At 72.6% G+C, this 22157-nt stretch carries 16 protein-coding genes; 10 read left to right on the forward strand and 6 right to left on the reverse strand.

Features of this window, described 5'->3' with window-relative positions:
* Positions 1–107 precede the first annotated feature (107 nt).
* The 3 genes from katG to ACZ4SF_RS27960 all read right to left on the reverse strand — a co-directional run bounded on the left by katG (position 108) and on the right by ACZ4SF_RS27960 (position 4206).
* Positions 108–2324 carry a catalase/peroxidase HPI gene (gene katG, locus ACZ4SF_RS27950; protein WP_468389292.1) on the reverse strand — a complete coding sequence of 739 codons (2217 nt, stop codon included), beginning with the start codon at positions 2322–2324 and terminating at the stop codon, positions 108–110.
* A gap of 33 nt (positions 2325–2357) precedes the next feature.
* On the reverse strand, positions 2358–2795 hold the full coding sequence (locus tag ACZ4SF_RS27955; RefSeq protein ID WP_468389294.1) for a Fur family transcriptional regulator: 438 nt from the start codon (positions 2793–2795) through the stop codon (positions 2358–2360).
* 235 nt (positions 2796–3030) lie between these two features.
* Entirely contained in the window at positions 3031–4206 is a 1176-nt protein-coding gene (locus ACZ4SF_RS27960; RefSeq protein WP_468389296.1) for an abortive phage infection protein, read from the reverse strand.
* Positions 4207–4451: 245 nt separating this feature from the next.
* Here ACZ4SF_RS27960 and ACZ4SF_RS27965 point away from each other — a divergent pair, with 245 nt between their 5' ends.
* Both ACZ4SF_RS27965 and ACZ4SF_RS27970 read left to right on the forward strand, forming a co-directional pair.
* The gene (locus ACZ4SF_RS27965) at positions 4452–5684 is read left to right on the forward strand and encodes a hypothetical protein (RefSeq protein WP_468389298.1); all 1233 of its coding nucleotides are present in this window, start codon (positions 4452–4454) and stop codon (positions 5682–5684) included.
* 488 nt (positions 5685–6172) lie between these two features.
* Positions 6173–6631 carry a cyclic nucleotide-binding domain-containing protein gene (locus ACZ4SF_RS27970; protein WP_468389300.1) on the forward strand — a complete coding sequence of 153 codons (459 nt, stop codon included), beginning with the start codon at positions 6173–6175 and terminating at the stop codon, positions 6629–6631.
* A 162-nt stretch (positions 6632–6793) separates the two neighbouring features.
* Here the strand turns inward: ACZ4SF_RS27970 and ACZ4SF_RS27975 are convergent, their stop codons facing one another.
* The gene (locus ACZ4SF_RS27975) at positions 6794–8512 is read right to left on the reverse strand and encodes a sensor histidine kinase (protein ID WP_468389302.1); all 1719 of its coding nucleotides are present in this window, start codon (positions 8510–8512) and stop codon (positions 6794–6796) included.
* Between the two features lie 243 nt (positions 8513–8755).
* On the opposite strand from ACZ4SF_RS27975, the gene ACZ4SF_RS27980 reads away from it, so the two are divergent.
* On the forward strand, positions 8756–9301 hold the full coding sequence (locus tag ACZ4SF_RS27980; protein WP_468389304.1) for an STAS domain-containing protein: 546 nt from the start codon (positions 8756–8758) through the stop codon (positions 9299–9301).
* Between the two features lie 11 nt (positions 9302–9312).
* Here ACZ4SF_RS27980 and ACZ4SF_RS27985 read toward each other — a convergent pair whose 3' ends face one another.
* Positions 9313–11694 (reverse strand): phosphoketolase family protein, encoded by a 2382-nt coding sequence (locus ACZ4SF_RS27985; RefSeq protein ID WP_468389306.1) that lies wholly within the window; start codon positions 11692–11694, stop codon positions 9313–9315.
* 236 nt (positions 11695–11930) lie between these two features.
* Here ACZ4SF_RS27985 and ACZ4SF_RS27990 point away from each other — a divergent pair, with 236 nt between their 5' ends.
* The 7 genes from ACZ4SF_RS27990 to ACZ4SF_RS28020 all read left to right on the forward strand — a co-directional run bounded on the left by ACZ4SF_RS27990 (position 11931) and on the right by ACZ4SF_RS28020 (position 19400).
* Positions 11931–12608: a response regulator gene (locus tag ACZ4SF_RS27990; RefSeq protein ID WP_468389308.1), complete on the forward strand. Its 678-nt coding sequence runs from the start codon at positions 11931–11933 to the stop codon at positions 12606–12608.
* Between the two features lie 680 nt (positions 12609–13288).
* Positions 13289–14479, forward strand: a complete 1191-nt coding sequence (locus ACZ4SF_RS27995; RefSeq protein ID WP_468389310.1) for an acyltransferase family protein — start codon at positions 13289–13291, stop codon at positions 14477–14479.
* Positions 14480–14974: 495 nt separating this feature from the next.
* Entirely contained in the window at positions 14975–15868 is an 894-nt protein-coding gene (locus ACZ4SF_RS28000; RefSeq protein ID WP_468389312.1) for an STAS domain-containing protein, read from the forward strand.
* A complete protein-coding gene (locus ACZ4SF_RS28005; RefSeq protein ID WP_468389314.1) occupies positions 15865–16245 on the forward strand; it encodes an STAS domain-containing protein in 381 nt (126 codons plus the stop codon). The genes ACZ4SF_RS28000 and ACZ4SF_RS28005 overlap by 4 nt, the downstream gene beginning before the upstream one ends.
* Entirely contained in the window at positions 16245–16691 is a 447-nt protein-coding gene (locus ACZ4SF_RS28010; RefSeq protein ID WP_468389316.1) for an anti-sigma regulatory factor, read from the forward strand. The genes ACZ4SF_RS28005 and ACZ4SF_RS28010 overlap by 1 nt, the downstream gene beginning before the upstream one ends.
* Positions 16688–17749 carry a SpoIIE family protein phosphatase gene (locus ACZ4SF_RS28015; protein ID WP_468389318.1) on the forward strand — a complete coding sequence of 354 codons (1062 nt, stop codon included), beginning with the start codon at positions 16688–16690 and terminating at the stop codon, positions 17747–17749. Before ACZ4SF_RS28010 ends, ACZ4SF_RS28015 begins: the two co-directional genes overlap by 4 nt.
* Positions 17733–19400 (forward strand): PP2C family protein-serine/threonine phosphatase, encoded by a 1668-nt coding sequence (locus ACZ4SF_RS28020; RefSeq protein ID WP_468389320.1) that lies wholly within the window; start codon positions 17733–17735, stop codon positions 19398–19400. The genes ACZ4SF_RS28015 and ACZ4SF_RS28020 overlap by 17 nt, the downstream gene beginning before the upstream one ends.
* A 52-nt stretch (positions 19401–19452) precedes the next feature.
* Here ACZ4SF_RS28020 and ACZ4SF_RS28025 read toward each other — a convergent pair whose 3' ends face one another.
* Positions 19453–21732, reverse strand: coding sequence for a catalase (locus ACZ4SF_RS28025; RefSeq protein ID WP_468389322.1), 2280 nt, complete (start codon positions 21730–21732; stop codon positions 19453–19455).
* Between the last annotated feature and the right edge of the window lie 425 nt (positions 21733–22157).

Consider the following 22157-nt stretch of genomic DNA (forward strand, 5'->3'; position numbering starts at 1 on the left):
GGGCCGCCGCAGGCCGCACGGCGGGCAGGCCACCCTGCACCGGCCGGAAACGCAGGACGTCCGGGTCCGCCCGTGCAGGGCTGACCCGGACGTGCTGTGCGGAAGGATCAGACGAGGTCGAACCGGTCGAGGTTCATGACCTTGTCGAACGCGGCGACGAAGTCCTTGACGAACTTCTCCTTCGCGTCGTCACCGGCGTAAACCTCGGCGAGCGCGCGCAGCTCGGAGTTGGAGCCGAAGACGAGGTCGGCACGGGTGCCGGTCCACTTGACCTCGCCGGTGGCGTCGTCTCGGCCCTCGAAGGTGGTCTGGTCCTCCGAGGTCGACTTCCACGTCGTCCCCAGGTCGAGCAGGTTGACGAAGAAGTCGTTCGTCAGCTTGCCCGGGGTCTCGGTGAAGACGCCGTACGAGGTCTGCCGGTGGTTGGCGCCGAGTACGCGCAGGCCGCCGACCAGGACGGTCATCTCGGGGGCGCTCAGGCCCAGCAGGTTCGCCCTGTCGAGCAGCAGGTACTCGGCCGGGAGCCGGTTGCCCTTGCCCAGGTAGTTGCGGAAGCCGTCGGCGGTGGGCTCCAGCGCGGCGAAGGACTCCGCGTCGGTGTGCTCGTCCGTGGCGTCCACACGGCCCGGCGTGAAGGGCACCTCGACGTCGTGGCCGGCGTCCTTGGCGGCCTTCTCCACGGCGGCGACGCCACCGAGGACGATCAGGTCGGCCAGGGAGACCTTCTTGGCGCCGGAGTTGAACTCCGCCTGGACGCCCTCCAGGACGCGCAGCACCTGCCGCAGCTCGTCGGGCTGGTTGACCTCCCAGTCCGCCTGCGGCTGCAGGCGGATGCGGGCGCCGTTGGCACCGCCGCGCTTGTCGCTGGTGCGGAAGGTCGAGGCCGACGCCCAGGCGGTGGAGACCAGCTGGGACACCGACAGGCCCGAGCCGAGCAGCTTGGCCTTGAGGGCCGTGACGTCGGCGGCGTCGATGGCCTCGCCCTCGGCCGCCGGCAGCGGGTCCTGCCACAGCAGGGTCTCCTGCGGGACCTCCGGGCCGAGGTACAGGGACTTCGGGCCCATGTCACGGTGGGTCAGCTTGTACCAGGCGCGGGCGAAGGCGTCCGCGAACTCGTCCGGGTTCTCGTAGAAGCGGCGCGAGATCTGCTCGTAGACCGGGTCGAAGCGCAGCGACAGGTCGGTGGTGAGCATCGTCGGGAGGTGCTTCTTCGACGTGTCGTGCGCGTCCGGGATGATCGCCTCGGCGTTCTTCGCCACCCACTGGTGGGCGCCGGCCGGGCTCTGCGTCAGCTCGTACTCGTACTCGAACAAGTTCCGGAAGAACTCGTTGCTCCACTTGGTGGGCGTGCTGGTCCAGGTGACCTCCAGGCCACTGGTGATCGTGTCGCCGCCCTTGCCGGTGCCGTGGGTGCTCTTCCAGCCCAGGCCCTGCTGCTCGATCGGAGCGGCCTCGGTGTCCGGGCCGACGTTGTCGGCGGGGCCGGCGCCGTGGGTCTTGCCGAAGGTGTGGCCACCGGCGATGAGGGCGACGGTCTCCTCGTCGTTCATCGCCATGCGGCGGAAGGTCTCACGGATGTCGCGGGCCGCGGCGATCGGGTCCGGGTTGCCGTTCGGGCCCTCCGGGTTGACGTAGATCAGGCCCATCTGGACCGCGCCGAGCGGGCTCTCCAGCTCGCGGTCGCCGGTGTAACGCTGGTCGTCGAGCCATGCCTTCTCGGGACCCCAGTAGACGTCCTCCTCCGACTCCCACACGTCCTCGCGGCCGCCGCCGAAGCCGAAGGTCTCGAAGCCCATGGACTCCAGGGCGACGTTGCCGGCGAGGATCATGAGGTCGGCCCAGGACAGGCTCTTGCCGTACTTCTTCTTGACCGGCCACAGCAGACGGCGCGCCTTGTCGAGGTTGACGTTGTCCGGCCAGCTGTTCAGCGGGGCGAAGCGCTGCTGGCCGGCGCCGGCACCGCCGCGGCCGTCGCTGATGCGGTAGGTGCCCGCACTGTGCCAGGCCATACGGACCATGAGGGGGCCGTAGTTGCCGAAGTCGGCCGGCCACCAGTCCTTGGAGTCCGTCAGCACCTCGGCGATGTCCCGCTTGACGGCCGGAAGGTCCAGCCCCTTGAACGCCTCGGCGTAGTCGAAGTCCTCACCGAGGGGGTTGGCCACGGCCGGGTTCTTGGCAAGGATCTTCAGGTTGAGCCGCTCCGGCCACCACTGGCGGTTGCCCCCGCCCTGCGTCGGGTGGAGGGCCCGGTCATGGGCGACGGGGCATCCGCCGGCCCCCTCCGCCTTCGCGTCTGTGACGATCGCGTCGTGGTTCTCAGTCATGGCAATCCTTCCGAACTGTGCGGAACTCGGTGCTCAGGAACTGCGGCCGGTGGAACAGTCGGGGCACAGGCCCCAGTACACGACCTCGGCCTCGTCGATGGTGAAGCCACGGTCGTCGGAGGCGGTCAGGCAGGGCGCGTCGCCGACGGCGCAGTCGACGTCGGCGACGGCACCGCACGTTCGGCACACGATGTGGTGGTGGTTGTCGCCCACGCGCCCCTCGAACCGGGCCGGGTGGCCGGCCGGCTCGATCCGGCGCACGAGGCCGGCCGCGGTGAGCGCGTGCAGGGCCTCGTAGACGGCTTGCAGGGAGATGTGGCCCACGCGATCGCGGACTCCGGCGGCGATCGCCTCGACGCCGAGGTGGTCGCCGTCCCGGACGGTCTCCAGCAGCGCGACGCGGGCTGCCGTCACGCGCAGGCCGGCACCGCGGAGCTCTTCGGCGGTGGTCGGAGTCGGGGAGGCGGACATGGCTGCGAACCTACCCTCATAAACACGAACAGTTCAAGAAAACGAACGATGCAATTCTGATGGCGCGTCGGTGCCCGGCGCGCACCTGGGAGCCGGCCGCAGTCTCCGCATGGACGTGTCCGGAGGCGGTGACCGGGGCGGCGGCCGGTCGGCCGGGGTATGCACGCATGATGTGTCCCCACCCCGACGACGGCCGCGCGGCAAGCCGGGACGTCCTCCGAACGGGTGAGCGGCGCTAGCGGCTGGTGACGGTTCCCGTGCCCCCGGCGCCGTGCCGCCGCTCGCGCGCGTAACGGCGGGCCAGGGCGTGGAAGGCCTCCTTCGGCTCCCAGTGCCAGTCGGAGGCCGGGTCGAACGGGCAGTGCTGGATGGTCTTGGTGATGGAGTAGCTCGCCATGTCGAGGTCGTGGAGCGGGTCGCCGGGGCGGTGCGGGGCGTCGGGCGTGACGAACTCGAACGCCATCGCCGCGTACAGGCCCAACGACGAGAACACGTCGAGGAGTTGCAGGAGGTACGCGGCCTGGGTGCGCTCACTGCGGACGAGACCGCCCTTGATCTCCTCGGGGTGCTTGTCGTGGTCGACGACGTCCCAGCCCATGCCGGCGGTCTCGGGCGCGCCGACGTAGGCGCAGGTGCCGAACTCGGTGATGGCCAGCGGCTTGCCCCAGCGCAGATGGCGGTTCAACTCGCGTACGTGGTCGGCCCGGTCGGTGAAGTACGAGTAGTAGTCGATGCCCACGATGTCGAAGAGGTGCCAGTCGACGTGGTCGTCCTGGGCCGCGGCGTAGCTCAGCCGGCCGCGGAAGACGGAACGGCCGACCGCGGCCGCCTTCGCTGTGAACCGGTCCAGGCGCCGCTGCATCGCAACGGGGTCCACATGGCCGTCCTGCAGGTTCCGGATGCGTTCGAAGACGTTGTCGCCGGGCACGATGCCCGGCACGAACAGCCAGAACTCGCAGCCCACGCTCAGGTCCACGGCGGCGCCCTGCCGGCGCAGCTCCTCCGCGAAACGGCCGGTCTCGGCGAGGTGTTCGAGAATGTCCCGCTCGGGCACGTCGCCCAGGGTCGGCTGGAGCCAGACACGCAGTCCCCGCTCCGCGGCCTCGGCCGCCGTGGCCGTGAGCCGTTCCACGCCGTCGCCGGTGACGTCCACGGTGTCGGCGTGCAGCCGGTCGCGGATCACCCGGATGTCCCGCCGCATCCGGGGCGCGCTGAAGGCCGTACCCGGCGTCTCCCCCGCCCCGACGGTGTAGACGACACCGCGGTGCCGTAGTCCGTGTCGCCTCCCGGCCGCCCGGGCCGTGCCCGACGGGATCAGCGTGGCCGCGAGCCCGGCGGACGCCATGCCGGCCAGGAACCGGGCACGCGTGATCCCCGCGCTCCGTTGCATACGATCATCAGGCTTCTGCATACGGCCACCCTCCCGGCGCGGGGCCGGCCGGCGCCGTCGGCCGACGGTCTACGGCACGGGGTCCAAAGGTGGCGATCGGGCACCGAAAGTCGCACAGGACGAGGCCCGCACCGACGTGCCCATGGAGAAGCCTCGGCCCAGGCGTGCGTGGAGACGACAGCCCCTGCAGGCACGGAACGCCACGCGCAGCACATGAACGGCGCCGAGTGAGAAACTCGGAGTCGGTCGCCGAGGATGCTGAGCCGGTGACGATCACCGAGGCTGCTGAGCTGGTGAGAGGGGCGCTGGTGGATCTGGACACCGTCGCCGATGAGCTGTACGGGCTGCGGCCACAGGAATTCGTCGCCGCCCGTGACCGGTGCGCCTTGGACGCCCGCAGGTCCGGCGACCAGGCCCTGGCGCGGCAGATCGGCGCGCTGCGCCGGCCGAGCCTGGCGGCCTGGGTCAGCAACCTCCTGGTGCGCGGGCAGCCGCAGCAGGTCGAGCCGTTGCTCGTGCTCGGCGAGGAGCTGCGCCGTGCGCACCGGGCACTGGACGGGCCGGAGCTGCGTCGGCTCGCCCGGCGGCAGAACGAGGTGATCGGTGCGCTGGGCCGCCAGGCCCGGCAGCTGGCCGCGCAGGCGGGGCACCCTGTGGGTGAGAGCGTGCAGCGCGAGGTCGAGGAGACCCTGCACGCAGCCCTGGCCGATCCTGAGGCGGCCCGTCAGTGGGCGGAGGGCCGTCTGGTGAAGCCGCTCAGCTCGGCCGTCGGCTTCCCCGCGGCCGACGAGACGGCGCTCGGACGCCGGCCGACGGCGCGGGCGGGCGGCTCCACGGGCGGCTCTCCGGCCGAACAGAGGCGAAAGGACTCGGCGGACGGTGGCCGCGCCGACGGCGAAGGTACCTCTGCGGGCGCCCGCCGGGAGCGAGCCGGCGCTCCCTCGGACTCCCGCAGACCGGACCGCGCACGCGCCTCGGCAGACACGCGCCGCTCCGCCCGACAAGACACCTCCCCAGACACGCACCACGCCGCCCGACAAGACACCTCCGCAGAGAAGCGCGGTCCGGGCGTGAATCGTGGCGCAGACGCCGGACACGGTCCGGGTGGCACAGCCGCAGCGGACGCGAAACGCCGCGAGGACGACGAGCACCGCCGCCGTCTCACCCGGGCCCGCGGCGAAGCCCGGGACGCCGAACGCGAGGTGCGGGCCCGGAAGGCGGAGGCCGAGAGTGCGGATCGCGCGGTGGAGGAAGCCGCCGGCCGGCTGGCCGGAGCGGCGGAACGCCTCCGTGACCTGCGCGCGGAGTTGCGGTCCGCCGAGGACGAGCACCGGCAGGCCCGCTCCGACGAAAGGACGGCACGGGACCGCGCCCACGAGGCCGGCCGAGCCGTACGGGAAGCGGAGGAACAGGCTCGGCGGGCCGGCCGAGCCGTACGGGAGGCCGAGCGCGGGGCCGGGACGGACGCCGGGCGGGCGGCACGGACAGCAGCGCAGTAGCTTCTCGCGGCTCGTAGCCCGGGACGGTCCCGGCCTGCTGCTGCGAACTCGGATCCACGAGGAGCGGGAGGACCCTTCCCGGCCTGTCCCGTCCCTCCTCGACCTGCCCCGCCCCTCTCTGACCTGTTCTCTCCCTCTCTGACCTGTCCTGCCCCGGCGCTCCCTGACCTGTCCGGTCCCTCCCTGACCTGTCCCGGCGCTCCCTGACCTGTCCGGTCCCTCTCCGACCTGCCCCGTCCCACCCGACCTCCCCCGCCCCTCCCCGACCTGCCCCGCCCCTCCCCGACCTGCCCCGTCCCTCCCTGACCTGTCCCGGCGCTCCCCGTCATCTCATGTCGAGTCGGCGGCTTCTCCCTGCGACCGCAACCAGCGGCGTGGCGCAGCCCGTCCGGGGCCGATGGGCCCCTGTCTCGGCCCGAGTGGCCCGTGGCGGCCTTGGGGCCGGCGCGCCCACGCTGGCAGCGGAAGCCATGAAAGGAGCCGGTTCGATGACCTCCGCCACCACCATGAACACGGCGCTTGAGCCCGTGCACCGCGAACGGCTGATGAGACTCGCCCGCGAGGTCGTCTTCGAGGCCGGGGCCCGCCTGTTCGACGAGGGCCGGCGCGCCGACCGCTTCTGGATCATCCGTACCGGCACTGTCGCCCTCGACCTGCACGTGCCGGGACGCCGGCCCGCAGTCATCGAGACCCTCGGCCACGGTGAACTGGTCGGCTGGTCCTGGCACTTCCCACCGCACCTGTGGCACCTGGGTGCCGAGGCGACGAGCCCGGTCCGGGCCTGGGAGTTCGACGCCGAGGCCGTCCGGGCGATGTGCGCCCAGGACGCCGACTTCGGCAGGGCAGTCGCCGTCTGGGCGGGGCGTGTGGTCGCCCAGCGGCTGCACGCGTCCCGGATCCGGCTGCTCGACCTCTACGCCCCCTATGGCAGCGGCGGTCTCATGTGACCGCCCATGCGCGAGGAGGCAGCACGGACTGCAGCCCGCACCGGGCGAGTGACGTGATGACACGCGCAGTGGTCGCCGTGGGCCGCGCGCAGCACGGCGCTGCAGCGGGTGAAGCGGCTGCCCGTCGTGAACGCCGAGGCGTGCTCGCAGGCGTTCGGCGACCTACGCGACGGGCAGTGGGACACGCCAGTCCAGTGTGACGCCGCCGCCTGCGGGGCTGGTCAGCTCGAGCCGTCCGCCGAGTCCTTCGGCCCGCTCGGCCATGTTGCGCAGACCGCTGCGCCGGCCGCCGGGCGTGATTCCCACTCCGCCGTCCGAGACCCGCAGGCGCACCTCGCGGCCGTCGGTCGTCAGGATCACCTGCGCCCGGTCGGCGTGGGCGTGCCGGGCGATGTTGGTGAGGGCCTCGGTCAGCACGGCCACGACGTCGTCGGCGATCTCGGGCGGCACATCGGTGTCGACCAGGCCTTCCATGCGCACGCTGGGGGTGAAGCCCAGCACGGGGGCGGCGTCACCCACCGCACGGACCACCCAGGCCCGCAGACCGCTGCCGGTGGTGACCGTGTGAGCCCGCAGGCCGAAGATCGTCGACCTGATGATCTTGATGGTCTCGTCCAGGTCGTCCACGGCCCGCAACACGCGCTCCGAGGCCTCGGGATGCTCGATGAAACGCCCCGCGCTCTGCAGGGTCATCCCCGTGGCGAACAGCCGCTGGATGGCCAGGTCGTGCAGGTCCCGGGCGATGCGGTCGCGGTCCTCCAGCAGCGCGATCTGCTGTGCGTCCTGCCTGCGCTCGGCCAGTTCCATCGCGATGGCGGCCTGGGCTGCGAAGCCCTGCAGCATCTCGGTCTCCCTCTGGAGGAAGACCGGTCGGCCTTCTTCCCGCGCCACCAGAACGACCCCGCGCATCCCGCCCTCACCCGTACCGATCGGGACGGCGACGGCGGGGCCGAGTCCGCCGAAGCGAGGCGGCTCGGGATTGATCCGAGGGTCATGGACGACGTCGTCACTGGTGACCGGGGCGGCCGCGGCGTACGCCAGCCCCATGAGACTTTCCTGCATGGGCAGCACCAGGCCGCGGTGTGCCTCCGCGTCCACGCCGACGGCGATCTCCACGGTGAGCGACTTGGTGTCCTCCATGGGCAGGGCGACCGCTGCCAGGGCGGAGCCGGAGATCTCCCGGGCACGCTCGGCGATCAGGCCCAGGGAATCGGCGCGGTCGCTGCCGGACATCAGGCTGTGACTGATCTCGGCGTTGGCGCCGAGCCAGCGCTCGCGCAGCCGCGAATCCTCGTAGAGGCGGGCGTTGTCGATGGCGACGCCGGCAGCCACGGCCAGCGTGGAGAGCACCGACTCGTCCTCCTCGTCGAATGCGGCGCCGCCCCGTTTCTCGGTCAGATACAGATTGCCGAAGACCTGGTCACGGACCCGGATCGGGACGCCGAGGAAGCGGTTCATGGGCGGATGGCCCGGCGGGAAGCCGTACGAGGCCGGGTGCCCGGAGATCTTGCCGAGCCGGAGCGGCTCGGGATGCCGGATCAGCTCGCCCAGGATGCCGTGGCCTTCCGGATAGGAACCGATCGCGGCGATCTGTTCCTCCGTGACGCCCACCGTGTGGAAGGCGGACAGACGTGTGCCGTCCGGTCCGATGACGCCGAGGGCGGCGTACTCGGCATCCACGAGCGCGGCGGCCGCTTCCACGATGGAGTGCAGAGCCTGCTCCAGGTCCAGTTCCCGGCCGACGGAGAGGACGGCTTCGAGCAGGCTGTGCACGCGCTCCTGGGTACCCCGGGCCGCGTTGATCCGGGCCTGCAGCTCCTCCAGCAACTCGTCCAGCTTGAGCTGCGGCAGTCGTACGCGGGGCTCCTCGGGGCCTGCCACCAAGTCCCTCCAGGTCCGGCCGGCACACGGACCCCACCGGCGGGTCGCCTTCACCCTATCGGCTTCCGTCCGGGGCGGTACGCCGGACCGGCCATCGGGCGGGGCGACGCTGCGCGGCCCGGACGAGCACCGGTGGGTGAGCGAAACCCGGGCCGAGTGGCCCTGGGGGGAGGACCGAACGGCACTGGGAGGAACGGGCGCCGTGGGCGACCGTGGAATCAGGAGCGGCATCGATCCCCCGCGGTGTCGCTCCGCCCGCACCGCGCCGCAGGACGCGCGCCCAGGCGCCCGGTCCGAGGCCGCTCGCGCCCCGGGCGGACCGCTGATCAGGGCCGAACGGCCCTACCCACGCCTCCCGCATTCCCGGTTCGCTCACTCCATGTCCGAGAACGACACAGACCACGCGCCAGAGCACCACACCCGGCAGGACCCGGTCATGGCCGACGGCATGGCCGGCGGGGCAACCGTCGTTCGCCTGCGGGGCGAGATCGATCTGCTGACCGCGTACGCGCTGTCCGAACGGCTCGATGCGCTCACCTCGCGCCCGCACCCGATCTGGTGCTGGATCTGCGGTCGGTCCGCTTCATCGACTGCGCCGGGCTCGGGGTCCTGTGCCGGGCCCGCAACCGGACGCTGGCCCGCGAGGGCCGGCTGCGGCTGGTGGCGGAGAGCGCGACCTTCCGGCGTACGCTGCGGGCCGCGGGACTCGGGGGTGTCTTCGAAGTGCACGCACGGCTGCCCCGGCCGCTGCCGGGAGCCACCGGCCCCGAGAGGAACGCGGCTGCATGATCTTCTCAGCCTCAGGCGTTCCAGCTCCACTCCGCGACTTCGGGCATATCGGTGCCGTGCTCGCGGATCCAGGCATGGTGACGGGTGCGGGCGTCGGTCATGGCCTGGCGTACGGAAGCCGCTCGGACGGCGAGGCCCGGGACATGGTCGATGACGTCCATGACAAGGCGGTACCGGTCGAGGTCGTTGCGGACGACCATGTCGAACGGGGTGGTCGTGGTGCCCGACTCCTTGTAGCCGCGTACATGGAGGTTCACGTGTCCGGTGCGGCGGTAGGCGAGGCGGTGGACCAGCCACGGGTAGCCGTGGTACGCGAAGATCACCGGCTTGTCCGCCGTGAACAGCCCGTCGTACTCGAAGTCGGTCATCCCGTGCGGGTGCTCCTCGTGCGGCATCAGCCGCGTCATGTCGACCACGTTGACCACCCGTAGCGCCAGCCCGGGCAGGTGCCGGCGCACCAGCTGCGCTGCCGCCAGCGCTTCCTGGGTGGGCACATCGCCGGCACAGGCCAGGACGGCATCGGGCTCCCCGCCGTTCTCGGTGCCCGCCCAGTCCCAGATTCCGGCCCCGCGCGCGCAGTGCACCCGGGCCTGGTCCATGCTCAGCCAGTCGTAGCAGGGCTGCTTGCCCGCCACGACGACGTTGACGTAGTCGCGGCTGCGCAGGACATGGTCGGTCACGGACAGGAGCGTGTTGGCGTCCGGTGGCAGGTAGACCCGGACGACGGCCGGGCTCTTGTTGAGGACGTGGTCCACGAACCCCGGATCCTGGTGCGAGAAGCCGTTGTGGTCCTGCCGCCACACGTGCGAGGTGAGGAGGTAGTTGAGGGACGGGACAGGAGCCCTCCAGTGCAGTTCCCGCGCGGTCTTCAGCCACTTGATGTGCTGGTTGACCATCGAGTCGACGATGTGCACGAACGCCTCGTAGCAGGAGAACAGCCCGTGCCGGCCGGTCAGCACATAGCCCTCCAGCCAGCCCTGGCAGAGGTGCTCGGAGAGGATCTCCATCACCCGGCCGTGCCGGTCCAGGTGTTCGTCCACCGGGAGCGTCCCGGCCTGCCAGGCCTTGCCGCCGGCCTCCAGGACGGCCTGCAGCCGGTTCGAGGCGGTCTCGTCCGGACCGACGACGCGGAAGTCACGGCGTGGCCGGGTGTCCTCCATGACCTGTGCGAGGAGGTCGCCCAGGACCCGGGTGGGCTCGTGGAGGGTGGTGCCGGGCTTGTCCACGGGTACGGCGAAGGCATCGAGGGACGGCAGCGGCAGTTCGCGCGCGAGGAGTCCGCCGTTCGCGTGCGGGCTCGCTCCGAGCCGCCTGCTTCCCTCGGGAACGCAGGCGAGGACCTCCGCGACCGGGCGGCCGTCCGGGTCGAACAGTTCCTCGGGCCGGTACGAGCGCAGCCACTGCTCCAACTGCCGCAGGTGGTCGGGATTCTCGCGCACCGCGGCGAGCGGGACCTGATGGGAGCGCCAGGTGCCCTCGACCGGTACGCCGTCGACCTCGGCCGGGCCGGTCCAGCCCTTCGGGGTGCGCAGCACGATCACCGGCCAGTGCACGCGCTCGGTGACGCCGTCCTCGCGGGCGGAGCGCTGCTTGCGGGCGATGTCGTCCAGCGCCTCGTCGAACGCCGCGGCCAGGGCGCGGTGCACCGTGAGCGGGTCGTCACCGGTGACATGGAGGGGTTCGTGGCCGTATCCCCGCAACAGCGCGTCGAGTTCGGGGCCGGGGAGCCGGGACAGCACGGTCGGATTGGCGATCTTGTAGCCGTTGAGGTGCAGGATCGGCAGGACGGCGCCGTCGTGGACCGGGTCGAGGAACTTGTTGGAGTGCCAGGAGGCGGCGAGCGGCCCGGTCTCCGCCTCGCCGTCGCCGATCACGCAGGCCACCAGCAGGTCCGGGTTGTCGAATGCGGCGCCGTAGGCGTGCGCGAGCGAGTAGCCGAGTTCGCCGCCCTCGTGGATCGACCCCGGTGTCTCGGGGGCCACATGGCTCGGTACGCCGCCGGGGAAGGAGAACTGGCGGAACAGCCGCTCCATGCCCGCCTGGTCCCGGGACACGTCGGGGTAGGTCTCGCTGTAGCTGCCCTCCAGCCAGGAGCCGGCGAGCACGGCCGGTCCTCCGTGTCCCGGCCCCCAGACGCACAGAGCGTCCAGTCCGCGGGCCTTGATCACACGGTTGAGGTGGGTGTACACGAGGTTCAGTCCGGGCGTGGTGCCCCAGTGACCGAGCAGCCGCGGCTTGATGTGCTCGGGCCTGAGCGGTTCGGTCAGCAGCGGGTTGGCCATGAGGTAGATCTGGCCCACCGCCAGGTAGTCGGCGGCGCGCCAGTGGGCGTCCAGGGTGCGCACTTCCTCATCGGTCAGTGCGGTGGCGTCCGGGTGGGCGGCCGTGGGCATGAGACCTCCGGATTCGTCCTTCGTGGGCGGCCAGTGTGCCGGGAATGGCAGAAAAATTCAGGTACGGCGGTCACCGGGCATGCCGCGTGGTGCAGCACGCCGTGGGTCATCCGGCCGAGCTGGTGATCACGGAGTGACTGGGCCGGTCGGCCCTAGTCCGGACGGCACCGGGGGGTGGATGATCAGCCTCACGGGCAGCCCGCACTCTGTCCGCCCCCGCGGAACGAGAGGTCGCGATGACCACGAGGCGCACCTTCACGGAGCAGAACCCGATCCGCGTGTTCCTGCTGGACGACCACGAGGTCGTACGACGCGGCCTGACCGACCTGCTCGACGCCGAACCGGACATCTCCGTGGTCGGCGACGCGGACACCACCGAGCATGCGCTCAGCCGCGGCCCTGCGCTGCGCCCTCACGTGGCCGTGCTCGACGTGCGGCTGCCGGACGGGGACGGCATCACGGTCTGCCGTGAGCTGCGCAGCCGGATGCCGGACCTGGCGTGCCTGATGCTGACCTCGTTCGACGACGAGGACGCCCTGCTGGACGCCATCATGGCCGGTGCGTCCGGCTATGTGCTGAAGCAGATCAAGGGCTCCGACCTCGTCTCCGCGGTCCGCACCGTCGCCTCGGGACAGTCGATGCTCGATCCGGCGACCACGGCCAGGCTCATGCGGTCCCTGCGCGCCGACCCGGCACAGACCCCGTCGCTGCCGCCCGAGCTGGCGAGCCTGTCGCCGCGCGAGCGGGACATCCTCGCCCTCATCGGGGACGGCCTCACCAATCGTGAGATCGGCACGAGGCTGTATCTCTCGGAGAAGACCGTCAAGAACCACATCTCACGGATGCTGGCGAAGCTGGGCGTCCAGCGCCGGGTACAGGCGGCGGTCCTCGCGTCGCACCTGGAACCTCGGTGACCCCGGGATCGCTCGGCTCCGACCTGTCATCCCCTTGTGCGCGCACGCCGCGGGCCGCAGAGCCGGTCCGGGCGGCGCGGGAAGGGTGAGCGGGCCACCGGCGAAGGCGGCACGCAGGACGCCCGCCGCACGCGGGAGCGGGTGGACGACCTGACGTCCCTGCCCCGGGCGGAGCCGTACGAGCGGGCGGACGACGTGACCTCGCTGCCCAGGATGGAGCCGTGCGAGGACGGAGCGGTGCGAGCGGGCGGACGACCTGACCTCCCTGTCCAGGACGGAGCCGTACGAGCGGGCGAGCGCCGCCGGCGTGCCGGGCCGGTCGCGGACGACCCGGGAGCAGCTCCCCGACGCGCTGAGCCGACAGACTTCCCGACGCCCTGAGCCGACTGGCTGCCCGACGACCATCCCCGCCAGGCTGCCCCACGACCGCCCCGGCAGGCGGCCCCCGCCGGCCCGGCCGGGGGCGTGGAGTGCGCCGCGGCGAGCCCGGCGACGGCCGCCCCGGCACCGGCGGGGCGCCCTCACTCGAACGGATGCACCCGGTCCCGCCGTCCGTGGCATACGCGGCGGTCCGTCGTTCGGCAGCAGTGTGATGTTTGCCATGCGACGTGATGGACCGGGGGTGGACGGGCAACGTACCCGTTCATGCCCTACGCCAACCCCCCGCAGCAGGTGATTCGATGACCACGGCGACGCCCCAGGCGCTCCGGACGCCGCCTGCCGGAACCGGTGCAGCGGCCACCCGGTCCTCCCCACCGGGTGCCCTGCCCGCCCTGCCGTCGCTGACCGGGCTGCGCTGGATGGCGGCGCTCCTGGTGTTCGGACTTCACGTGCGCAACTTCGGCTACTTCGGCGGCACCGGTGGCCGACTGATGTCCTGGGGGTTCGGCGCAGGCGCCACCGGAGTGTCGTTCTTCTTCGTCCTGTCCGGATTCGTACTGACCTGGTCGGCGCGGCCCCGCGACCGTGCCCTCGCCTTCTGGCGGCGGCGCATCGCCCGGATCTACCCGGTGCACCTGGTCACCCTCGCCGTCGCGTTCGTCATGGCGTGCACGCTGCCGCAGCAGGCCCCGCCGACGGCGAAGCAGGCACTCGCGAATGCACTGCTGCTGCACTCGTGGTGGCGCCCGTGGTGGCAGACACTGGACCCGGTCAGCTGGTCCCTGGCCTGCGAGGCGTTCTTCTACGCCGCCTTCCCGCTGCTCATCCTGCTGCTGCGCCGGCTCGGCGCACGCGGCTCGACCGCGCTGGGCGCGCTGTCGCTGGCGGCGGTCACGGCCCTGGCCTGGTCCGACGCCCACCACTGGTGGACGCAGCCGATCTACTCGTTCCCCGCCGCGCGGCTGCCCGAGTTCGTGCTCGGCGCGGTCACCGCGCGCCTGGTGCTGCTCGGCAGCTGGCGCGGGCCCGGCCTGGAGGCGTCGCTCGCCCTCGCGGTCATCGGCTATTTCCTGGTCCCGCAGGTCACGCCCGGCTACTCGGCGACCGTGTGCACCATCGCCGGGTTCGCCCTGCTCATCCCGGCGGCCGCGGTCGCGGATCTGCACGCGCTGCCGTCCCTGTGGCGGCGCCGGCGGATGGTGCGGCTCGGGGAGCTGTCCTTCGCCTTCTACATGGTCCACCTGCTGGTGCTGCGCGCCGCGACCCACCTGCTGGGGGTGAAGCCCCATTTCGGTGTCCTCGCGGGCATCGGCGTCACCACGGCCGTGTTCACCGTGTCGCTCGGGCTGTCCTGGGCGCTGTACGAGGGGGTGGAGTGCCCCGCACGGCGGCTGCTGCTGCGGCGTCGCCGGCGGCCGGTGCCGCAGCCTGAGGCGGTACCGGAGGCGGTACCGGCCTGCCGGGAGGCCCCGGCGCCGGCGCGGGACTGACCCGAGGCAGCCGTCCGGTGGCCGGCGTTCCGAGTTGCCCGGTTCGTCCAGCGGCACAGGCCTCCCGGCAGACGGGCGCCGGTCGCACGCGCGGGTGACGTCGGTAACAGCGAGGAGAGTACGGCGGGTTTCGGGGTAGACGGCCCCCCGACACCGGCCCGGCGGCACACACCGGCGGGCCGGCACCGCTCGAACACATCGAAGGAGCCGTGGCGACGTGCGCGGGAAACCGTCCGGGACGACCCGGCGGCCGGCAACCGGCCCGCCCGTCGCGCCTGCCTGCCCCAGGGACACCACGGTGGCCCGAATACGCGTCTCCGGGACCGCCCGGAGCCGGAGTTCACGGTGGTCGTCCGAGCACCGTTGACAAGCCGGAAGCGGGGCGTGGCCGCGGGTTTGGCCGGACCGCACACCACAGCTACGGTGGGCGGTCGGCAAAGATCGGCTCCGGGAGCCGGCCGACCGCGGCGGCACCTGGTTGTGCGAGAGGAGAGGATGTACGTGCCGGAGCAGGATGCAGCCGGATCGGCGCCGCAGGTGGTGAGTTCCTTCCTGGAACGACGCAGGGAGCAGGTCGCCCAGCGCTGGGCCGACGCCCCGTTGTTCCGCTCGGTCTTCACCGTCTCCCGCGACGAAGCGGTCGAGGCGTGCAAGGCCGTGGTGGACGCGCTGTCCGAAGTGGCCGTCAGCGGACGGCTGGAGGACATCGCGGCTCCCGGCTTCGGCACCGTGCGCGACCAGCTGGGGCGCATGGCGGCGACCCGCGCCCGTGCCGGGTACACCCCGTCCCAGATCGCCGACGAGGTGGCCGCACTGCGCGTCTCGGCTGTCGGCCTGCTGCGCGACGAATTCACCGACCCCACCGCCGGGCAGGCCCAGGAGTCCGTGCTGGCCCTCACCGTGCTGATGTGCACCCTGCGTCTGGTGGTGATGGAGACGGCGCTGGACGCGAACGCGGAGCTGATCGAGCGGCAGCGGCAGCAGCTGCTCGAAGTGGCCACACCCGTCATCAAGCTGTGGGAGGGCACGGTCGCCGTACCGCTGATCGGGACGCTGGACAGTGCGCGCAGCCAGGTCGTGATGGAGTCGCTGCTGGAGGCCATCGTCGACCAGCGGGCGCGGTACGCCATCCTGGACATCACCGGTGTGCCGACGGTCGACTCGCTCGTCGCGCAGCACCTGATGAAGACGGTGGCCGCGGCGCGGCTCATGGGCGCCGAGTGCATCGTCTCCGGGATCCGCCCCGCCATCGCGCAGACGATCGTGCAGCTCGGTATCGACCTGGGTTCGGTGCTCACCCGGGCCTCTCTGGCCGACGCACTGGCCTATGCGCTGGGCCGGCAGGGCATCGAGGTGTCCCGCTCGGACGCGAGTGCGAGTGTCCGGTGAACCAGCCCGTTCCCGGTCCGCCCGCCCAGGTGCCGGTGCTCGCCCTGGGCGACGTCCTGCTGGTCTCGCTGCAGGGCGAACTGCACGACGGCATGGCCGAGCAGCTGCAGCACGACATCACGAGCCGTATCTCCACCAGCCGGGTGACCGGTGTGGTGATCGACATCTCAGGGGTGGACATCGTCGATTCGTTCCTCGGCCGGGTGCTCGCGGAGATCGCCTCCACGGCCCGGCTGCTGGCGGCCCGCACGGTCCTGGCCGGCATGCGCCCTGCCGTGGCGATCACCCTGGTCGAGCTGGGACTCACCCTGCCCGGCCTGGTCACCGCGCTGGACGTGGACCGTGCCATGGAACTGCTGTCCCGGGGAGGGAGCTGATGCAGGTTTCCGGCCGGGCGTCCGCGACGAGCCTGCCCATCGGCTCGGACGCGGATCTGGCCTGGGTGCGGCAGCAGGTGCGGCAGTGCGCGGCGCAGCTCGGCTTCGGTCTGGTGCAGCAGACCAAGCTGGTGACGGCGGCGAGCGAGCTGGCGCGCAACACGCTGGTGCACGGAGGTGGCGGACACGCGGAGATCACGCCGCTGGACAACGGCCGTACCCGGGGCCTGCGGATGTCCTTCGCCGACAGCGGTCCGGGAATCCGCGACCTGGAACTGGCCATGACCGACGGATACACCTCCGGCGGCGGGCTCGGGCTCGGGCTCAGCGGGGCGAAGCGGCTGGTGCAAGAGTTCCAGGTGGACACCGAGCCCGGCCGGGGCACCACCGTCACGGCCGTCGCCTGGGTGGCCCAGGTGCCCGCGTCCCGCACGAGGCCGGTATGAGCCGGGTCTGGGAGGTCCCGGTGCACGACTCGACCCGGGTCCGGGACGCACGGATCGCGGCCCGGGAGGCGTGCGGGCAGGCGGGACTCGACCCGCAGTGCACGGCGGCCGCCGAGCTGGTCGCCACCGAGCTGGCCACGAACCTGCTCAAACACGCGGGCGGGGGCCGCATGGTGGTGAACCTGGTGGTGCCGCCGAACGGCGGTCCGGGCACGTCGGTCCAGCTGTTCTCGCTGGACAACGGGCCGGGCATCGCCGATGTCGCCGCCGCGCTGCGGGACGGCTGCTCGACCGCCGCCGGCTCGCTGGGCGCGGGGCTGGGCAGCTGTGTGCGGAGCGCGAGCGCCTTCGATCTGTACAGCGTGCCGGGCCGCGGGACGGTGGCGGCGGCCCGGATAGACCCGGTGTCCGCCGGGTCCGCCGCGCCCACGGCCGGGCTGGGCGCGGGCGGGATCGCGGCGTCGCTCGGGCGGGCCGAGCAGTGCGGGGACGCCTGGAGCTGGGTGCGCTCCGGCGGGCTGCTGACGCTGCTGCTCGCCGACGGCCTCGGGCACGGCCCGAAGGCCGCGCACGCGTCCACCGCGGCGGTGACGGAGCTGCGCCGCGCCGGACACCTGCCGCCGGGGGAGATACTGCGCCGGCTGCACACGGTGCTGCGGCCCACCCGGGGTGCCGCGGTCACGGTGGCCCAGGTGGACACGGAGCAGGCGGAACTCCGCTTCGCCGGCGTCGGCAACGTCGGTGCCCGTCTGCGCACGGGGGACACCTGGACGTCCCTCGTCTCCCATCCCGGGATCGTCGGGGCGTACTTCCCCGCCCACGTGCCCGAACGGCGGCTGCCGTGGGACCGGGACAGTCTGCTCGTCGTGCACAGCGACGGACTCCCCAGCCGCTGGACCCCGCCGACGGACGCCCGCCTGCTCGCCCAGGACCCGTCGGTGGTGGCCGCGGTGATCCTGCGGGACGCAGGCAGCCCCGCCCGCCCCCTCCGCGACGACACCAGCGTGGCCGTACTGGCCCCCGACCGCCGGACCAGCGCCGATGACCGCCACCTCTGACACCTGGACCATCGCCTCAGCCGCCGACGCGGCCCGCGCCCGTGCCCTGCTGGCACGGCTCACGGCGGACGCCGGCGCCCCCGCGCCCGACCGCGCCCGCTTCCTCACCGCGCTCGGCACCCGGCTGCGCCGCGGTCTCGGGGCCGGCGAGGCGGAACTGACCCTGACCGCCTGCGCGGACGGCGAACTGCGGATCGTCCTGCGCGGGCCGGAGCCCTGGCAGCACACGCTGGCCTGCCCCTCCCCCGTGACCGCGACGCTGCCCGGACCGGACGACGCCGGGCTCGCCGAGGCGCTGCTGGACGCCGACCAGGACGCCGACGCCATGCTGGCGAGCCTGGACGAGATGGAGGAGCTGGTCCGGTTCCACCGCGAGGAGCTGCACCAGACCAACCAGGGCGTCCTCGCTCTGCACGCCGAGCTGGAGGCCGCCGCGCTGGCGCAGCGCGAACTCCTCGACGCCGAGCGGGCGGCACGCACGGAGGCGGAGAACGCCCGCCGGCTGCTGACCTTCCTGACGAATGCGAGCGCGGTCCTCAACGCCTCGCTCGACCACGAGGGCATCCTGCGCCGGCTGCCCGAGCTGCTGGTCCCGGAGTACGCCCGGCACGTCGACATCTGGCTCGTGGACGACGAGCGGACCCCGCCGGGCGGACGGGCGGCGGCCACGGTGGCGGCGGCCCGCACCGGCCGCCCCCAGCACGCGGGCCCGTACCCCGGCGAACTCCCGGGCGTGGACGACCTGCCCGCGTCCGCGCTCTTCCCGGACCAGGCACTGCTGTGCCTGCCGCTCGGCGCGCGGACCGTGCAGGGCGTGCTGACGCTGGCCGCGCCCACTGACCGCTTCGACCCGGACACCACCGTGATGCTGCTGGAACTGGCCCGGCGGGCGGGCATCGCCCTGGACAACGCCCGCCGGTACGAGCAGCACCGGGACGTCGCCCAGGCCCTGCAGCGGGCCCAGCTCACCGAACTGCCCGCCATCCCCGGCCTCTCCCTGGCCGCGCGCTATCTGCCGGCGACGCACGGTCTGAACATCGGCGGCGACTGGTACGACGCCTTTCCGCAGCCCGACGGCAGCGTGCTCGCGGTGATAGGGGACGTCACGGGGCACGGGCTGCGTGCGGCGGTCATCATGGGCCAGCTGCGCACCGCGCTGCGCGCGTACGCCGTCGAGGGCAACGGTCCGGCACGGATCCTGACCCTGCTGCACCGGATGCTCCGCCATCAGCAGCCGGAGTTGTACGCGACCTGTGCGATCGCCCGGTTCACGCCCGGGGAGTCCGGGGTCGTGTGGTCCGCGGCGGGGCATCCGCCCGCCGTCGCGCGCGGCCCGCGGGGCGAGGTACGGGTGCTGGAGGCGAAGCCGGGCATCATGCTGGGCGTTCCGGTGCCGTACGAGTACGAGGAGCACTCCGTGGAGCTGACGCCGGGCTCCACCCTGGCGCTCTACACGGACGGCCTGGTGGAGCGGCGGTCCGCCGGAATCGACGTCGGCATCGACCGCCTGGCCCGGGCCATGGGGTCGCTGGGCACGGCGGAGCTGGCGGACCTGGACACGGCGGCCGACTCGCTGCTCAAGCCGATGCTGCACGATTCCGAACACGACGACGACATCTGTCTCCTGCTGTGCCGGGCGGCAGGGCCCTGAACCGCCGTGCGCCGGCCCTCCGCGGCGGGGGCCGGCGCCGTCGCGGTGGTGGTCAGGCGGCTGCGGGGAAGCGTTCCCAGACGCGGTGGGCGCCGAGCAGCTGGGCGAGCTGCTGGAGCACGGCGGTGGCGCCGTCGCCGGCCACCACGCCGGGCGCGTCGAGCGGGATACCGGCCGCCTCGAGCGCGGCCTCCCCGCCCTTGGCGGCGCCGATGGCCTTGCCGTGCCGGTACGCCTCCGCCAGCAGCAGGCCCACCCGCGGGTCGGGGGTGGCCTGCTGGGCGGTGGGGAGGCCTGCCTTGGCGTCGCGGGCGCCGTAGGCGTCGGTGCCCACGCCGGGCGTGCCGGCCACCAGCAGGGCGTCGAACTCCACGGAGCGGGCGGTGGCATAGGTCCGCTGGACGGTCAGGGCGTCGGTGCCCGCGCCGAGGGTGCCGCCGGCCGGGGCGACGATCAGCGGGACCATGCCGCCGTCGAGCACCTCCTGGCGTACCGCCCGCACGCCGTCGAGGTCGCCGTCGGGGCCGGTGACGATGCCGATGACGCGGCCGTCGGTGGGCCAGGTCCGGCCGACCTGGGAGAGGGCGGGACTGGGCTCCGGGTCGGCCAGGGGCACGGTGGGCTCGGGGGCGGGCAGGCCGAGGCCGGCGGCTACGCCCGCGCACAGCTCCGGGTCGATGTTCGCCAGGACCTGCAACGCGCGCTCCCGGATGGCCTGTTCGTAGCACTTGGCGAGTTCGAAGGAGTAGGCGCCGATGATGTGCTCGCGCTCCACCGGGCTCATGCTGAGCCAGAACCGGCGCGGCTGGCTGAAGTGGTCCTGGAACGTCTCCGGTGCGTCCCGGACCTTGGTCGCCTCCGGCACGCGGACGGGCGCCTCGACGTACGCGCCCAGGTCCGCGCCCGCGGTGAACGGGCAGCCGCCGTCGAGCGAGTTGGGGCGGTAGGGGGCCACGCCCCGGTGCACGGCCGTCTGGTGGAAGCCGTCGCGCGTCATGTCGTTGACGGGGGCGTGCGGCCGGTTGATGGGGATCTGCGCGAAGTTGGGGCCGGCCAGCCGGGTGATCTGGGTGTCCAGGTAGGAGAAGAGGCGGCCGGCGAGCAGCGGGTCGTCGGTGATGTCGATGCCGGGGACGAGGTGGCCGGGGTGAAAGGCGACCTGCTCGGTCTCGGCGAAGAAGTTGGACGGGTTGCGGTTGAGGGTGAGCAGCCCGATCGGCTGCACCGGGGCGAGTTCCTCGGGGACGATGTTCGTCGGGTCCAGCAGGTCGATGCCCTCGAAGGTCTGGTCGGGGGTGTCGGGGAAGGTCTGGATGCCGAACTCCCACTCGGGATAGGCGCCCGCCTCGATGGCGTCGGCGAGGTCCCGGCGGTGGAAGTCCGGGTCCATGCCGTTGATGAGCTGCGCCTCCTCCCAGACCAGGGAGTGCACGCCCAGCTTCGGCTTCCAGTGGAACTTCACCAGGGTCGTCCCGCCGGCCGCGTCGACGAGGCGGAAGGTGTGGACGCCGAAGCCCTCCATCGTGCGGAACGAGCGCGGGATGCCCCGGTCGGACATGTTCCACAGGGTGTGGTGGGTGGCCTCGGTGTGCAGGGTGACGAAGTCCCAGAAGGTGTCGTGGGCGCTCTGGGCCTGGGGGATCTCCCGGTCGGGGTGCGGTTTGCCGGCGTGGATGACGTCCGGGAACTTGATCGCATCCTGGATGAAGAAGACCGGGATGTTGTTGCCGACCAGGTCGAAGACGCCCTCGCTGGTGTAGAACTTCGTCGCGAAGCCTCGTGTGTCGCGGACGGTGTCGGCGGAGCCCCGGGAACCGAGCACGGTGGAGAAACGGACGAACACCGGGGTTTCGACGTCCTCGGCGAGGAAGGCCGCCTTCGTCACGTTCGCGGCCGTGCCGTAGCTGCGGAAGACGCCGTGCGCTCCGGCGCCGCGGGCGTGGACCACGCGCTCGGGGATGCGCTCGTGGTCGAAGTGCATGACCTTCTCCCGCAGATGGTGGTCCTGCAGGAGCACCGGGCCGCGGGGGCCGGCCTTGAGGGAGTGGTCGGTGTCGTACAGCCGTGTGCCCTGGGCGTTGGTCAGGTAGCTGCCGCTCTGCGCCATCCGCGCCTGGTCGGCGCCGGTGGGCTGGCCGGTGGGCGAGACGGTGTCGGGGCCGGTCTGGTCGGGCTTGGGCGGATAGGGCTCATGGGGTTCGGTCGGCTCCGCGACCGGCGGCGACTCGGGTCCCGGCTTGCCGGGGATGCCGTTCTCCGGGCCCGCGGGTCCGCTCTGCAGGGCGTCCGCCACCTTGTCCGCCGCTCGCTTCAGGGGGTTCGTCTCGCTCATCAATACCAATTCCTTCGCTGGTCACGGAGGCGGGCCCGGCACGGGCGAAATGGGTGTCCGATGCGCGTCGGCCACACCGGGGCATGCGGCCGGCGCCATGAGCAGGCCGGTGAAAAACCGGAGGAAAGGGGCCGGACGCCGTCCTCGTAACGAGGTCCCCGGGCCGGGGCGTCCGAAACCGGGAATCGCGGGGATCTCCCGGTCGGGGTGAAGTCGGGCCGTCTCCTATCGAGTTGCCGGGAGGGCAGGCCCGCCGGACGCGCCGGTCCGGACCCGGGGACCGCCGGCGGGGCCGAGTGACCGCCGCCGAGAGGGTGTTCGTCGGCAGGGCCGGCTTCTTGACCCGGGGCAGGCGGACACCCGGCCGCCCGCACACGTAACAGTAGGCGCTGACACCGGGCGGCGCAGTCCGGCACGGTCCGGTC

This window comes from Streptomyces sp. NPDC027663 (genome assembly GCF_055566415.1).

What these genes read in the sequence shown, in the direction of transcription:
- katG (WP_468389292.1), bottom strand. Translation starts at nt 2,324, where the DNA reads ATGACTGAGAACCACGACGCGATCGTCACAGACGCGAAGGCGGAGGGG.
- ACZ4SF_RS27955 (WP_468389294.1), bottom strand. Translation starts at nt 2,795, where the DNA reads ATGTCCGCCTCCCCGACTCCGACCACCGCCGAAGAGCTCCGCGGTGCC.
- ACZ4SF_RS27960 (WP_468389296.1), bottom strand. Translation starts at nt 4,206, where the DNA reads ATGCAGAAGCCTGATGATCGTATGCAACGGAGCGCGGGGATCACGCGT.
- ACZ4SF_RS27970 (WP_468389300.1), top strand. Translation starts at nt 6,173, where the DNA reads ATGACCTCCGCCACCACCATGAACACGGCGCTTGAGCCCGTGCACCGC.
- ACZ4SF_RS27985 (WP_468389306.1), bottom strand. Translation starts at nt 11,694, where the DNA reads ATGCCCACGGCCGCCCACCCGGACGCCACCGCACTGACCGATGAGGAA.
- ACZ4SF_RS27990 (WP_468389308.1), top strand. Translation starts at nt 11,931, where the DNA reads ATGACCACGAGGCGCACCTTCACGGAGCAGAACCCGATCCGCGTGTTC.
- ACZ4SF_RS27995 (WP_468389310.1), top strand. Translation starts at nt 13,289, where the DNA reads ATGACCACGGCGACGCCCCAGGCGCTCCGGACGCCGCCTGCCGGAACC.
- ACZ4SF_RS28000 (WP_468389312.1), top strand. Translation starts at nt 14,975, where the DNA reads ATGTACGTGCCGGAGCAGGATGCAGCCGGATCGGCGCCGCAGGTGGTG.
- ACZ4SF_RS28010 (WP_468389316.1), top strand. Translation starts at nt 16,245, where the DNA reads ATGCAGGTTTCCGGCCGGGCGTCCGCGACGAGCCTGCCCATCGGCTCG.
- ACZ4SF_RS28015 (WP_468389318.1), top strand. Translation starts at nt 16,688, where the DNA reads ATGAGCCGGGTCTGGGAGGTCCCGGTGCACGACTCGACCCGGGTCCGG.
- ACZ4SF_RS28020 (WP_468389320.1), top strand. Translation starts at nt 17,733, where the DNA reads ATGACCGCCACCTCTGACACCTGGACCATCGCCTCAGCCGCCGACGCG.
- ACZ4SF_RS28025 (WP_468389322.1), bottom strand. Translation starts at nt 21,732, where the DNA reads ATGAGCGAGACGAACCCCCTGAAGCGAGCGGCGGACAAGGTGGCGGAC.